At 60.1% G+C, this 13,439-nt stretch carries 12 protein-coding genes; 5 read left to right on the forward strand and 7 right to left on the reverse strand.

Translation table 11 applies throughout. The annotated features are described in order from the left end of the window. Positions 1–324 precede the first annotated feature (324 nt). From MEB48_RS28705 to mgrA, 3 genes are all read left to right on the forward strand, one after another. Positions 325–507: a type II toxin-antitoxin system HicA family toxin gene (locus tag MEB48_RS28705; RefSeq protein ID WP_008005171.1), complete on the forward strand. Its 183-nt coding sequence runs from the start codon at positions 325–327 to the stop codon at positions 505–507. Next, positions 504–968 (forward strand): type II toxin-antitoxin system HicB family antitoxin, encoded by a 465-nt coding sequence (locus tag MEB48_RS28710; RefSeq protein ID WP_442969129.1) that lies wholly within the window; start codon positions 504–506, stop codon positions 966–968. Before MEB48_RS28705 ends, MEB48_RS28710 begins: the two co-directional genes overlap by 4 nt. A gap of 159 nt (positions 969–1,127) precedes the next feature. After that, the gene (gene mgrA / locus MEB48_RS28715; protein ID WP_237887080.1) at positions 1,128–2,165 is read left to right on the forward strand and encodes an L-glyceraldehyde 3-phosphate reductase; all 1,038 of its coding nucleotides are present in this window, start codon (positions 1,128–1,130) and stop codon (positions 2,163–2,165) included. Positions 2,166–2,306: 141 nt separating this feature from the next. Here mgrA and tauD read toward each other — a convergent pair whose 3' ends face one another. The 7 genes from tauD to MEB48_RS28750 form a co-directional block, all read right to left on the reverse strand. Continuing rightward, on the reverse strand, positions 2,307–3,149 hold the full coding sequence (gene tauD / locus MEB48_RS28720; protein WP_237887081.1) for a taurine dioxygenase: 843 nt from the start codon (positions 3,147–3,149) through the stop codon (positions 2,307–2,309). Between the two features lie 131 nt (positions 3,150–3,280). Beyond that, entirely contained in the window at positions 3,281–4,114 is an 834-nt protein-coding gene (gene tauC / locus MEB48_RS28725; RefSeq protein WP_237887082.1) for a taurine ABC transporter permease TauC, read from the reverse strand. Beyond that, positions 4,111–4,905, reverse strand: coding sequence for a taurine ABC transporter ATP-binding subunit (gene tauB, locus MEB48_RS28730; RefSeq protein ID WP_237887083.1), 795 nt, complete (start codon positions 4,903–4,905; stop codon positions 4,111–4,113). Before tauB ends, tauC begins: the two co-directional genes overlap by 4 nt. Positions 4,906–4,921: 16 nt before the next feature. Then, a complete protein-coding gene (gene tauA, locus MEB48_RS28735) occupies positions 4,922–5,899 on the reverse strand; it encodes a taurine ABC transporter substrate-binding protein (protein ID WP_237887084.1) in 978 nt (325 codons plus the stop codon). A 299-nt stretch (positions 5,900–6,198) separates the two neighbouring features. Then, positions 6,199–7,782, reverse strand: a complete 1,584-nt coding sequence (gene gshA, locus MEB48_RS28740) for a glutamate--cysteine ligase (protein WP_237887085.1) — start codon at positions 7,780–7,782, stop codon at positions 6,199–6,201. Positions 7,783–8,043: 261 nt separating this feature from the next. After that, a complete protein-coding gene (locus MEB48_RS28745) occupies positions 8,044–8,427 on the reverse strand; it encodes a PaaI family thioesterase (RefSeq protein ID WP_008076564.1) in 384 nt (127 codons plus the stop codon). Next, on the reverse strand, positions 8,427–10,751 hold the full coding sequence (locus MEB48_RS28750; protein ID WP_237887086.1) for a Tex family protein: 2,325 nt from the start codon (positions 10,749–10,751) through the stop codon (positions 8,427–8,429). The genes MEB48_RS28745 and MEB48_RS28750 overlap by 1 nt, the downstream gene beginning before the upstream one ends. Before the next feature lie 360 nt (positions 10,752–11,111). Between MEB48_RS28750 and ompR the strand changes: the two genes are divergently transcribed. After that, complete coding sequence (gene ompR / locus MEB48_RS28755; protein WP_007903084.1) at positions 11,112–11,852, forward strand: osmolarity response regulator transcription factor OmpR; 741 nt, start codon at positions 11,112–11,114, stop codon at positions 11,850–11,852. Positions 11,853–11,953: 101 nt separating this feature from the next. After that, entirely contained in the window at positions 11,954–13,267 is a 1,314-nt protein-coding gene (locus tag MEB48_RS28760; RefSeq protein WP_237887087.1) for an ATP-binding protein, read from the forward strand. The last annotated feature ends 172 nt before the right edge of the window (positions 13,268–13,439 follow it).

A 13,439-nucleotide genomic window follows, 5' to 3' on the forward strand; every position in this document is an offset into this window, starting at 1 on the left:
ACCATCGCCGTTGCCACACAGCCTCGAATAACCTGCCGCCAGCCCTTTTTGAAGAGCGGGCGGCCTAATACTCCTACAGAGCGGTCCAAAAAAACTGGACCACAACAGGCTTGCCCGCGAAGGCGTCCTACTGCTCACCCCATACATCGAGCATAGTTAAACCAACCCACCATTCACCCGCAGGATTTGTCCATTACCGATGGTCCGCGGGCAATCTGGCTTGCTCGAGTTCGGCTAATATTTATCAGAGTGTGTATCGTGTGTATTAAGGGTGTGGTCATCACGTAATGTGCTCAGCAGATGCTGCCCACAAGGACGAAGGTGATGCGAAGTCGGGAAATGATCAGGATGATCGAGGAGGATGGTTGGTATCTGGTGGCTGTGAAAGGTAGCCACCATCAGTACAAGCATTCATGCAAGTCAGGCAGGGTGACGATAAAGCACCCTGATTCGGATCTTCCAAAAGGAACGATCAACAGCATATTGAAACAGGCGGGTCTGAAATGAGGCCCGACATCGGAAATGAGAGCCTCGAAGGGGCCACATCACAGGAAGGACTCATCGAAATGAAATTCCCGGTCGTTCTGCACAAGGATGCCGACTCAGAATACGGAGTGATTATCCCGGATGTGCCGGGTTGCTTCTCCGCGGGCGCTACTGTGGCGCAGGCATTTGAAAACGTGAAAGAAGCGTTGGCTTTGCATTATGAAGGCTTGGTCGCCGATGGTGACCCATTGCCGCAGGTGCGTGAGATTGACGCTCATCTTGATAACCCTGATTACGCTGGCGGTGTGTGGGGGGTTGTCGACTTCGATATCGCGCCTTACTTCGGCAAGTCGGTGCGCTTCAATGCCACGCTTCCTGAGCAATTGCTTGAGCGTATCGACCAGACGGTCAGACGAGATCAGCGATACAGCTCAAGATCTGGCTTTTTAGCGGCTGCCGCGTTGCGTGAGTTGTCGGCGTAAACGTGGGAATGGATATCGGCTCTATGGCGGTGGGTGAGATTTAATAATCTGTGAAACGTTTCAGCATTTTCTCGAGTCCGAGGTTTATCGGCGTTTTCCCAAGCGTATGCTGGGCAACTTGCAAAGCAGTCGATACCAAGACAGACAAGAGAGGATTCGATGACCTACACCGCTGCCGAAAACCGCTACGATTCCATCCCTTACCGCCGCGTGGGTCGCAGCGGGTTGGTGCTGCCGGCACTGTCCCTGGGCTTGTGGCACAACTTCGGCGACAGCACGCCAATCGATACCCAGCGTTCGTTGCTGCGCACGGCATTCGATCTGGGCATCAACCATTTCGACCTGGCTAATAACTATGGTCCGCCGTATGGCAGCGCCGAGATCAACTTCGGTCGTTTGCTGCGGGAAGACTTCAAGCAGTACCGCGACGAGTTGATCATCTCCAGCAAGGCCGGTTGGGATATGTGGGCCGGCCCTTATGGTCAGGGCGGTGGTTCGCGCAAATACGTGCTGGCCAGCCTCGACCAGAGCCTGCAGCGCCTGGGCCTCGACTACGTAGACATCTTCTATTCCCACCGCTTCGACCCGGACACGCCGCTTGAAGAAACCGCCAGCGCACTGGCCACCGCCGTGCAGCAAGGCAAGGCGCTGTACATCGGCATCTCGTCCTATTCCGGGGTGAAAACCCGTGAAATCGCCGGGTTGCTGAAAGAGTGGAAAGTGCCGTTACTGATTCATCAACCGGCTTACAACCTGCTCAATCGCTGGGTGGAAAAGGACCTGCTGGACATCACCGATGAACTCGGTACCGGCGTGATCGCCTTCACGCCATTGGCTCAGGGGCTGTTGACCGACAAGTACCTCAATGGCGTGCCAGCGGATGCACGGGTCAATCGTCCGGGCGGTGGTTCGTTACAGGCGTCTCACCTGTCCGAATCCAACATCGCCCATGTGCGGGCGCTCAATGAAATCGCCAAGCGCCGTGGTCAGAGTCTGGCGCAGTTGGCGCTGGCCTGGACCCTGCGCGATCCTCGGGTGACCTCTGCGCTGATTGGTGCGAGCCGGCCGGAGCAGATTATCGAGAACGTCGGGGCGTTGAAGAACCTGAGTTTTAGCGTGGAAGAGTTGGCGGAGATTGACCGGTTTGCCCAGGAGGGTGGGGTCAATCTTTGGGAGAAACCTTCGACGGCGGAGTAAGTGTTCGACGCCAGGTGTGCTGGCGTTGATCGTTCCCCCGCTCCGCGTGGGAATGCAGTCCGGGACGCTCCGCGTCCCCTCCAGAGCCGAACGCAGAGCGTCCGTTGAGGCATTCCCACGCGGAGCGTGGGAACGATCGGCTCACCGGAAGAAAGGCACATCCCCCAACACAGTAGCCCGCTGCATCACCCGCCGCGCCGGGCGGTAATCATCGACCGCGTGGTGCTGGGTCACGCGATTGTCCCAGAATGCGATGTCGTCTTTCTGCCAGCGCCAGCGGATGGTGAACTCCGGCCGTGTGGTGTAGGCGAACAGGAATTTCAGAATCACCTCGCTTTCCGTTTCCGACAGCTCGTTGATCTTCGACGTGAACCCTTCATTGACGAACAACGACCGTCGCCCGCTTACCGGGTGCGTGCGAATCACCGGGTGCGATAGTGGTGGGTTCTTGCGCCGGGCTTCTTCCCACTGGGCCAAGGCCTCCGGTGTATTGCCATAGCGCTCCAGCGGGAACGAGCGGGTGAAATCGTGAGTAGCGGTCAACCCTTCGAGCAGGGTTTTCATCGGTGCGGACAGTGCTTCATACGCCGCAATGCCACTGGCCCACAGCGTATCGCCGCCAAATTCCGGCAGCAGTTTGGCGCTGAGCACTGCGCCCATCGCCGGGGTCGGCAGGAAGGTCACGTCGGTGTGCCAGATCGCGTTGTCTCGCACGTCGGTGACGGCGGTGTCGAGGATCAGTACTTCCGGCTGCTCCGGCACGTTCGGGTAGATCGGGTGAATGTGCAGGTCGCCGAAATAGGCGGCGAATCGCGCTTGCTGTTGCGGCTCGATCGGCTGGTCGCGAAAGAACAGCACTTGATGCTTGAGCAGCGCCTGCTCGATGGCGTCGCGTTGTTCCAGGTTCAGCGGCTGGCTGATATCGATGCCGCTGATTTGCGCGCCGAGGGCGGAGCTTAAAGGGACGATTGTCAGGTTACTCATGGTGGTTCTCTTCAATCCGGGGCGTCGAGTTGTTTGTGGGAGCGGGCTTGCTCGCGAAAGCGGTCCAGCATTCAACATCTAAGTTGACTGACACGGCCTCTTCGCGAGCAAGCCCGCTCCCACATGAATATTCAGTGAGCCTGGCCGTGCCATGGCACCAGTTTGCGTTGTAGCGCACGCAAGCCCATTTCCATGACGAAGGCGATCAATGCGATCACCAGAATCCCCAGCACCACCACATCAGTGACCAGAAATTGTGCGGCTGACTGCACCATGAAACCCAAACCACTGGTGGCGGCGATCAACTCGGCGGCCACCAGCGTCGACCAACCCACACCCAAACCAATCCGCACGCCGGTCAAAATATCCGGCAAGGCGCTGGGCAGAATCACATGCCGAATCAACTGCGCCCGGGTCGCGCCCAGCGACTGCGCGGCACGCAATTTCGCCGGGTCGACGGTGCGCACGCCAGTGGCGGTCGCAATCGCGATAGGGGCGAAGATCGCCAGGTAGATCAGCAAGACTTTCGACAGCTCACCGATGCCGCACCAGATCACGATCAGCGGCAGATAAGCCAGCGGTGGAATCGGACGATAGAACTCGATCAGCGGATCGAGAATGCCGCGAGCGATGCGGTTGTGGCCGATGGCGATGCCGACCGGCACGGCGGTCAGCACCGCGAAGCCGAGTCCCAAACCGATACGGCTCAGACTCGCGCCCAAGTGCTGCCACAGCGTCGAATCCATGTAGCCGGTGGTCACCAGCAGCCAGGCTTTTTGCAGCACGGCGGAGGGTGGTGGCAGGAACAGCGGTTCGATCAAACCGGTGGCCGTAACGGCCCACCAAATGGCAACGAGAGCGACCAGCGTCAGTGCGCTGATCCAGCGCGTGTTCAAACTGCGGTGCGGCGGAATTACCGTCGAGCCCGATTTCACCGTAGCGGCAGGAATTTCATAAGTGCTCATACGCGCTCCCGCCGCTGGACGGCACTGCGTTGGGAGAACACTTTGGCGAGCACGTGTTCGCGGGTTTCGATAAAACGCGGGTCGGATTTGATCGCCCGCGCCGATTCACCGGCAGCGTAACGCTGACCGAAGTCCAGGCTCAGACGCTCGACGACTTGCCCGGGGTTGGGCGCCAGCAGAATCAGATCCGTGGCGAGGAACACCGCTTCTTCAATGTCGTGGGTAATCAGGAACACCGGTTTGGCGGTGCGTTGCCAGACCTGCAGCAACAGCTCCTGCATCTGTTCGCGGGTGAAGGCGTCGAGGGCACCGAAGGGTTCGTCCATCAGCAAAACCCGAGGGTCTGCTGCGAGGGCGCGGGCGAGGCCGACACGTTGTTTCTGCCCGCCCGAGAGCTGCCAGATCCGGCGATTTTCGAACCCGGAAAGGTCCACCAGCGCGAGCATTTCCCGGGCGCGCAGTTCACGTTTTTCCCGCGTAATGCCAGCCAGTTCCAGGCCGAAGCCGACGTTGGCCAGCACGTCCTGCCAAGGCAGCAGTGCGTCGTCCTGGAACACCACGCCGCGCTCGGCGCTCGGACCTTTGACCGGCACGCCGTCAAGGGTGATGCGCCCGGCGCTGGGCTCGACGAAACCGGCAATCAGGTTCAACAGCGAGGTCTTGCCACTGCCGGACGGGCCGAGGGCGACCAGCAACTGCCGGGGGCCCAGGCTCAGGGAAATATCCGCCAGCACAGGTTCCGCTGCGCCGGGATACTGTGCGCAGATGCGCTCCAGCTGTAGCAAAGCCATCGCGGTTAACTCCCGATCAGTTGGTGATGTATTTGGCGCTGACGTACGGCGCGTAGTCCGGCAGCACGGCCTCGACCTTGCCCTGTTCCTTGAGGAACACCGCGGTGTCGGTGATGGCCTTGGTGGTCGGCGCGCCGAGGGTGATCACCTGATCAGCCGCGAGCGGGAAGACGTTGCCTTGCAGCAGTAACGGAATGTCGCTGGCCTTGGCGCCGGAGAGTTTCACCAGTTTGTCGACATTGCTTTGGTTGGCGAGCCAGGCTTTCGGGTCTTTGCGGTAGTCGGCGTAGGCATCGAGGGTCACTTTGGCGAACGCGGTGACGATTTCCGGATGCTTCTGGGCGAAATCCTTACGCACGATCCAGGCATCGAAAGTCGGTGCGCCGAACGTGGCCAATTCGCCCGACGTGATTAGTACTTTGCCGTTTTCCTTGGCCACACCGAGCGCCGGGTCCCAGACGTAGGTGGCGTCGATATCACCGCGTTTCCACGCCGCGATGATCGCCGGCGGCGCGAGGTTGAGCACGGTGACTTTCGACGGGTCGATGTTCCAGTGTTTCAGCGCGGCCAGCAGGCTGTAGTGGCCGGTGGAAACGAACGGTACGGCGATTTTCTTGCCGATCAGGTCTTGCGCAGTCTTGATCCCGGAACCGTCTCGAGCGACCAGCGCTTCGGCGGCGCCGATCTGGGTGGCGATGAGGAAGGTTTCTACCGGGACTTTGCGGGTGATTGCCGCCGTCAGGGGGCTGGAGCCGAGGTAGCCGATTTGCACATCGCCGGAAGCGATGGCGGCGATGATGTCGGCGCCGCTGTCGAATTTGCGCCAGTCGATGTTGGCTTTGGTGGCTTTTTCGTAGGTGCCGTCGGCCTGGGCGACTTTGGCCGGGTCAACGGTGGTCTGGTAGGCGACGGTCACATCAGCCGCCTGAGCCAGGAAACTCACCGAAGTCAGAAACGCGGCGGCCAGGAGGCGAAGAGGGGAAGTCAGTTTCATCGGGAAGCTCCTTGTCAGGCGACCGAGAGTCGGCGTGAAAAGGAGACTAAATGATATAAGAATCCGAAAATAAATAACTTTTTCGAATTACCTTATGAGCGGAAAATTCTAAGGGAGACCGTTATCGATCGTTCCCACGCTCCGCGTGGGAACGCCTCAAGGGACGCTCCGCGTCCAGGTGACGCGGAGCGTCGCCGGCTGCATTCCCACGCGGAGCGTGGGAACGATCATGAAACCTGTAGAGCGAGCGGTGCGGCGATCCGACTTGCCCGCGAAAAGGTCCGAAGGACCTTCAGAGATTAGTTGCTAATCGCCAGAATGCTCGCCTGATACGCCCCGACAAACACATCGAAATCGCCGACTTCGTTCTGTTCCAGCTCCACCTGCTGAGCCAACGACGAACGCGCCAGTTCTTCAAACTTCGCCTGTTCCTCAGCCGCCAACGGCTCGCTGCGGAAAAACTCTGCATGCACCCGACTTTGGCGCAACGAGAACCGGGCAAAGCCTTCCTTATGCTCGGCCATCGCCGCCAACACCTGAGCCGATGGCGTCAGGGACGCGTCCTTGACCTTGGCCAGTTGTGCGTCCAGTGCCTTGCCATGGGCATCGCCGCCATGGCTTTGATCCAGCAACACCGCCAATGGCGCAATCTTTTCCAGCAACTCGCCGGCCCATTCCTTCAGGTCCACCGCTTGCCCGTCGCGCTGCAATTGCAGGCCCGGACGACGACCTTCCTTGACCACGCTGAGGAAGTTCGACGTTGCGTTACCGCAGCTGTTGCTGGTCAGCAGCGGGCTGTCGTTCAGTGCGCAGTACAACAGGAACGCATCAAGGAACCGCGACTCGGTGAGGTCGATGCCCATCGGCAGGAACGGGTTGATGTCCAGGCAGCGCACTTCGACGTACTGAATGCCACGGGCCACCAGCGCCTGGATCGGCCGCTCACCGGTGTAGGTCACGCGTTTCGGGCGGATGTTGGAGTAGTACTCGTTTTCGATCTGCAGGATGTTGGTGTTGAGCTGAACCCATTCACCGTCCTGATGCGTACCGACTTCGACGTACGGCGGATACGGCGTGGCGACTGCTTTGCGCAGGCTGTCGGTGTAGCTGGCCAAGTCGTTGTAGCACGGCGTCAAACCGGCCTGGGCGTTGCTCTGGTAACCCAGATCGCTCATGCGCAGGCTGGTGGCGTACGGCAGGTACAAGGTGTGCGGGTCCAGCTGTTCCAGTTGATGCGAACGACCGCGCAGGAAACCGGCGTCCAGCGCCGGCGAGGCGCCAAACAGGTACATCAGCAGCCAGCTGTAACGGCGGAAGTTGCGGATCAGCGCGATGTAGGCCGACGACTGATAGTCGCGGTCGGTGCCGTCAAAGCCTTCAGCCTCTTTGAGCAGTGGCCAGAGCTTTTCCGGCAGGGAAAAGTTGTAGTGGATCCCGGCGATGCATTGCATGGTCTTGCCGTAACGCAGGGCCAGGCCCTTGCGGTAGACATACTTGAGCTGACCGATGTTGGAGGTGCCGTAATAAGCGATCGGGATGTCTTCCTCGGCCGGCAACGGGCACGGCATCGATGGACTCCACAGGTATTCATTGCCGAGCTTGCTGTAGGCAAACCGGTGAATCTTGTCCAGGCTCGCCAGCGTATCCGCCGGATCTGGCAGGGCTGGCGTGATGAATTCCAGCAGCGACTCGGAATAGTCGGTGGTGATTTGTTCGTTGGTCAGCGCGGAACCCAATGCTTCGGGGTGCGGCGTTTGCGCCAGGCGCCCTTCGCCCGTCACGCGCAGGCATTCACGTTCGATGCCGTGAAGACACTGTTCGAGCAGAGAGAGGTTTGCGCGCTCGCCGAGCAGAGCCAGGCGGCGGTTGAGAAGTTCGCTCAAGTTGGATTCCTTCACGCGTCAGTCGCCCCAATATGGGGGTGGGCAAGACGGTCTACAAGGGTGAAGTTAAAACTGGCGTTTTCGCCTGGTTCTGGAGCCGCAATGGTCGCAATCCCTGTAGGAGCGAGCTTGCTCGCGAAAGCGGTGGGTCAGTCGACGAAAGTGTTGAATGAAAACCGTCTTCGCTGGCAAGCCAGCTCCTACAGAAAATTTCGGCGCTGCAGTCCAGCGCCGAAATTAACTCAAATCGGGGAAGACTATCTACAGGACAGCGAACGTGCCTTGTGCTTTTGCGACGAGTTTGTCGCCTTGCATCACGTCGGCCTCGACCACCAGCGTGCGGCGGCCCGGATGGATCACCCGTGCCGTGCACATCACCTCACCGTCGGCGACGGCGCGGATGTAGTTGATCTTGCACTCGATGGTTGCGCTCTGCTGGTCAAAGCCATGGGTGCTGGAACACGCCAGCCCCATGGCAATGTCCACCAGACTGAACAAAGCGCCGCCGTGCAGTTTACCGCCGCGATTGCGCAGTTCTGGCTCAAGCGCCAGGGCGACTTGCGCCACCCCGGTTTCCAGACTGTGCAAGCGACATCCCAGCAGCTTGAAAAAAGCGCTTTCGGTCAAGCCGGCCGGGATCTCCATCAGCGTTTCTTCAACTGCTTGGCGTTGGCGAACAGCGAGGCCATGGCGTTGTTGGTCGGGGCCGCTGCCGTGGTTTCCTTGCGCGGTGCGGTGTTCTGGGATTGGCGTGGTGCCGAACCCGGACGCGCGCCACGGGCACCGTCGATCTTCTCGCCCGGGGTATCGCTCATGCGCATCGACAGGCCAACGCGTTTGCGCGGGATGTCGACTTCCATGACCTTCACCTTGACCACATCACCGGCTTTCACCGCTTCACGCGGATCCTTGATGAACTTCTCCGACAGCGCGGAGATGTGCACCAAACCGTCCTGATGCACGCCGATGTCGACGAAAGCGCCGAAATTGGTCACGTTGGTGACTACGCCTTCGAGGATCATCCCCAGTTGCAAGTCCTTGAGGTCTTCGACGCCTTCCTGGAACTCGGCGGTCTTGAACTCGGGACGTGGGTCGCGACCGGGTTTTTCCAGCTCTTGCAGGATATCGGTGACCGTTGGCAGACCGAACGTTTCGTCGGTGTACTTCTTCGGATCGAGACGCTTGAGGAAGCTCGCGTCGCCGATCAGCGAGCGAATGTCGCGGTCGGTTTCAGCGGCAATGCGCTGCACCAGCGGATAGGCTTCCGGGTGCACCGCGGACGAATCCAGCGGATTATCGCCGTTCATCACCCGCAGGAAACCGGCGGCCTGTTCGAAGGTTTTTTCACCCAGGCGGGCGACTTTCTTCAGCGCCGCACGGGTTTTGAACGCACCGTGCTCGTCGCGGTGGCTGACGATGTTCTGCGCCAGGGTCGCGTTGAGGCCGGAGATGCGCGCCAGCAGCGCCACGGAAGCGGTGTTGACATCGACGCCCACGGCGTTCACGCAGTCCTCGACTACCGCGTCCAGGCCGCGCGCCAGTTTCAGCTGCGACACGTCGTGCTGGTACTGGCCGACGCCGATGGATTTCGGATCGATCTTCACCAGCTCGGCCAGCGGATCCTGCAAGCGACGGGCAATCGACACCGCGCCACGGATCGATACGTCGAGGTCCGGGAATTCCTTGGAGGCCAGTTCCGACGCCGAGTACACCGATGCACCGGCCTCGGAGACCATGACTTTGGTCATCTTCATGGCTGGGTATTTTTTGATCAGCTCGGCAGCAAGCTTGTCGGTTTCACGGCTGGCGGTGCCGTTGCCGATGGCGATCAGGTCCACCGAATGCTTGGCGCACAGGGCGGCGAGCACAGCGAGGGTCTGGTCCCACTTGTTGTGCGGTACGTGCGGGTAAACCGTGGCGTGATCCAGCAGCTTGCCGGTGGCATCGACCACGGCGACCTTGCAACCGGTGCGCAGGCCCGGGTCGAGGCCCAAGGTGGCGCGCGGGCCGGCCGGGGCCGACAGCAACAAGTCGTGCAGGTTGTGCGCGAACACATTGATCGCTTCGGTTTCCGCGCCGTCGCGCAATTCGCCCAGCAGGTCGGTTTCCAGATGGGTGTAGAGCTTGACCTTCCAGGTCCAGCGCACCACTTCGCCCAGCCATTTGTCGGCGGCGCGGTTCTGGTTTTGAATGCCGAATTGCTGGCCGATCATGCCTTCACAAGGATGCATGGTGCCCGGCAGTTCATCGCCGACTTTTAGCGCAGAGCTGAGAATGCCTTCGTTGCGGCCACGGAAAATCGCCAGCGCGCGGTGCGATGGCATGCTTTTCAGCGGTTCGTCGTGTTCGAAGTAGTCGCGGAACTTGGCGCCTTCCTCTTCCTTGCCGGCGATCACGCGGGCACTGAGGGTGGCTTCCTGCTTGAGGTAATTGCGCAACTTGTCCAGCAGGCCGGCGTCTTCGGCGAAGCGCTCCATGAGGATGTACTTGGCGCCTTCAAGAGCGGCTTTCACATCGGCCACGCCTTTTTCGGCGTCGATGAAGCGCGCGGCTTCGGCTTCAGGGCTCAGGGTCGGGTCGTTGAACAGGCCGTCGGCCAACTCGCCGAGGCCGGCTTCCAGGGCGATCTGGCCCTTGGTGCGGCGCTTCTGCTTGTACGGCAGGTACAAGTCTTCGAGGCGGGTTTTGGTGTCGGCGAGTTTAATGTCGCGTTCGAGTTGTGGGGTCAGCTTGCCTTGCTCTTGAATGCTGGCAAGGATGCTGATCCGCCGTTCGTCGAGTTCTCGCAGGTAGCGCAGACGCTCTTCCAGATGACGCAACTGGATGTCATCGAGGCTGCCGGTCACTTCTTTCCGGTAGCGGGCGATGAAGGGAACGGTAGAACCTTCATCGAGTAGCGCGACGGCCGCTTCGACCTGTTGTGGGCGTACACCGAGTTCCTCGGCGATGCGGCTGTTGATGCTGTCCATAAAACCACCTGACAAATTGTGAAAGCAGGCTCGCAGGCGCAGAGATAAAGGCTCGGCGAGTCTGGTTGAGCGGCCTGGCGTGCGCCGCTACCTGAGCCAACAGGCTTCCCGTTGACCCGTGAAATCGAACAATTACTGCCAGCGCCAAGAAAAAAAAGCGGCGGCTTGCAGTAACGATCAGACGTTGCCTGACACAAAAGGCCGCGCATTATAACCAGCGTTCTGTCCATTCGGGGGCATCGCTGGCTGTAGGCACAATGCCCGGTTTTCTGGCGGTGAAGGAAAAATCTGCTAACAATGCACACGGTGCGTATAACGGCAGCTACGCCATAATGCGCGCCGAGATCAAAGGAGCATCCAATGAGCAGCACTGCAAACATTGCTGAAGGCGAAAAAATTCTTATCGTTGACGACGATCCTGGGCTGAGCAGCCTGCTGGAGCGCTTTTTCGTCAGCAAGGGCTACCGTGCCCGCGCCGTCCCGAACACCGAACAAATGGATCGCCTGCTGGCGCGTGAAGTGTTCAACCTGGTCGTCCTCGACCTGATGCTGCCCGGCGAAGACGGCCTGACCGCTTGCCGCCGCCTGCGCACGGCGAACAATCAGATTCCGATCATCATGCTCACCGCCAAGGGCGATGAGCTTAGCCGCATCAAGGGCCTCGAACTGGGCGCCGACGATTATCTGGCCAAGCCGTTCAACCCGGACGAGCTGATGGCTCGGGTCAAAGCGGTTCTGCGGCGTCAGGCGGCACCCGTGCCAGGCGCACCGGGCAGCGAAGACGAAAGCGTGACCTTCGGTGACTACGAACTGTCCCTGGCCACCCGCGAGCTGAAGCGCGGTGATGAAGTGCACATGCTCACCACCGGTGAGTTTGCGGTGCTCAAGGCGTTGGTCATGAACGCGCGTCAGCCATTGACCCGCGACAAACTGATGAACCTGGCCCGTGGCCGCGAATGGGATGCCTTGGAGCGCTCAATCGACGTACAGATTTCCCGTCTGCGCCGGATGATCGAACCCGATCCGTCCAAACCACGCTACATCCAGACTGTCTGGGGCGTGGGTTATGTGTTCGTTCCGGATGGCGCCGCCACGAAGTGATTGGTGATTTGTAGGAGCGGGTCTGGCGGACGATTGTCCGCAGACTCGTGATCCGCAATGTGCGAGCATCGCTCGTTCCTGCAAGTGTGTAGCGGTTATCCATGAAAACCCCTGTTTGGTTCCCCCAGAGTTTCTTCTCCCGCACCCTGTGGCTGGTGCTGATCGTCGTGCTGTTTTCCAAGGCGCTGACCCTGGTTTATCTGCTGATGAACGAAGATGTGCTGGTGGATCGCCAATACAGCCACGGCGTCGCCCTGACGCTACGTGCCTATTGGGCTGCCGACGAAGAGAACCGCACGAAGATCGCCGATGCCGCGACCCTGATCCGGGTGGTGGGTGCCGGTGTGCCGGAAGGCGAACAACATTGGCCCTACAGCGAGATTTACCAGCGACAAATGCAGGCCGAACTGGGTGCCGACACCGAAGTGCGATTACGCATGCATTCGCCGCCGGCGCTGTGGGTTCGGGCGCCCAGTCTGGGTGATGGCTGGCTAAAAGTGCCGTTGTACCCGCATCCGTTGCGCGGCCAGAAAATCTGGAACGTGCTCGGCTGGTTCCTCGCCATTGGTCTGCTGTCCACCGCCTCGGCATGGATCTTCGTCAGCCAGCTCAATCAACCGCTCAAACGTCTGGTGTATGCCGCGAGGCAACTCGGTCAGGGCCGCAGCGTGCGCCTGCCGATCAGCGATACACCGAGTGAAATGACCGAGGTTTATCGCGCCTTCAACCAGATGGCTGAAGATGTCGAACAAGCGGGACGCGAGCGCGAACTGATGCTGGCCGGGGTGTCCCACGACCTGCGTACGCCGCTGACCCGTTTGCGGCTATCCCTGGAGCTGATGGGGGCCCACAGTGACCTGACCGATGACATGATCCGCGACATCGAAGACATGGACGCGATTCTCGACCAGTTCCTGGCGTTCATTCGTGATGGACGTGACGAGTCGGTGGAGGAAGTGGACCTGAGCGAATTGGTTCGTGAAGTCGCCGCGCCGTACAACCAGAACGAAGAAAAAATTCACTTGCGCCTGGAACCGATCCAGCCGTTCCCGCTGCGTCGGGTGTCGATGAAGCGGCTGCTGAACAACCTGATTGGCAATGCTCTGCATCACGCCGGCACCGGGGTGGAAGTGGCGGCTTATGTGTCCGGGGATACCAGTGCGCCGTATGTGGTACTGAGCGTCATGGACCGTGGCGCGGGGATCGACCCGTCGGAGCTGGAAGCGATTTTCAACCCGTTCACCCGTGGCGATCGGGCTCGGGGCGGGAAGGGGACCGGGTTGGGGTTGGCGATCGTGAAGCGGATCGCTTCGATGCATGGCGGGAATGTCGAGTTGCGCAACCGCTCCGGTGGTGGGCTGGAAGCGCGGGTGCGGTTGCCGCTTGGGTTGATGTTGCCGAGGGATGCGGTTTAACAACTGAGATCTTCGGTGGGGCTGATGGCCTCTTCGCGGGCAAGCCTGTTGTGGCTCAATGTTTTTGGACCATGATGTAGGAGTGTCGATCTAAGGAAGCATCATGGGATATCGGGTTGTTAACGCCGAGGAAAAAGCGGAAGCCATTCGCTTGGTTGTAGAAATGAATTAC

This window comes from Pseudomonas sp. PGPR40, from assembly GCF_022014505.1.
Lineage (GTDB): Bacteria > Pseudomonadota > Gammaproteobacteria > Pseudomonadales > Pseudomonadaceae > Aquipseudomonas.

Excerpts from the sequence above, each read along its gene's own strand:
- MEB48_RS28705 (WP_008005171.1), top strand. The coding sequence starts at position 325 with ATGCGAAGTCGGGAAATGATCAGGATGATCGAGGAGGATGGTTGGTAT.
- MEB48_RS28710 (WP_442969129.1), top strand. The coding sequence starts at position 504 with ATGAGGCCCGACATCGGAAATGAGAGCCTCGAAGGGGCCACATCACAG.
- mgrA (WP_237887080.1), top strand. The coding sequence starts at position 1,128 with ATGACCTACACCGCTGCCGAAAACCGCTACGATTCCATCCCTTACCGC.
- tauD (WP_237887081.1), bottom strand. The coding sequence starts at position 3,149 with ATGAGTAACCTGACAATCGTCCCTTTAAGCTCCGCCCTCGGCGCGCAA.
- tauC (WP_237887082.1), bottom strand. The coding sequence starts at position 4,114 with ATGAGCACTTATGAAATTCCTGCCGCTACGGTGAAATCGGGCTCGACG.
- tauB (WP_237887083.1), bottom strand. The coding sequence starts at position 4,905 with ATGGCTTTGCTACAGCTGGAGCGCATCTGCGCACAGTATCCCGGCGCA.
- tauA (WP_237887084.1), bottom strand. The coding sequence starts at position 5,899 with ATGAAACTGACTTCCCCTCTTCGCCTCCTGGCCGCCGCGTTTCTGACT.
- MEB48_RS28745 (WP_008076564.1), bottom strand. The coding sequence starts at position 8,427 with ATGGAGATCCCGGCCGGCTTGACCGAAAGCGCTTTTTTCAAGCTGCTG.
- MEB48_RS28750 (WP_237887086.1), bottom strand. The coding sequence starts at position 10,751 with ATGGACAGCATCAACAGCCGCATCGCCGAGGAACTCGGTGTACGCCCA.
- ompR (WP_007903084.1), top strand. The coding sequence starts at position 11,112 with ATGAGCAGCACTGCAAACATTGCTGAAGGCGAAAAAATTCTTATCGTT.
- MEB48_RS28760 (WP_237887087.1), top strand. The coding sequence starts at position 11,954 with ATGAAAACCCCTGTTTGGTTCCCCCAGAGTTTCTTCTCCCGCACCCTG.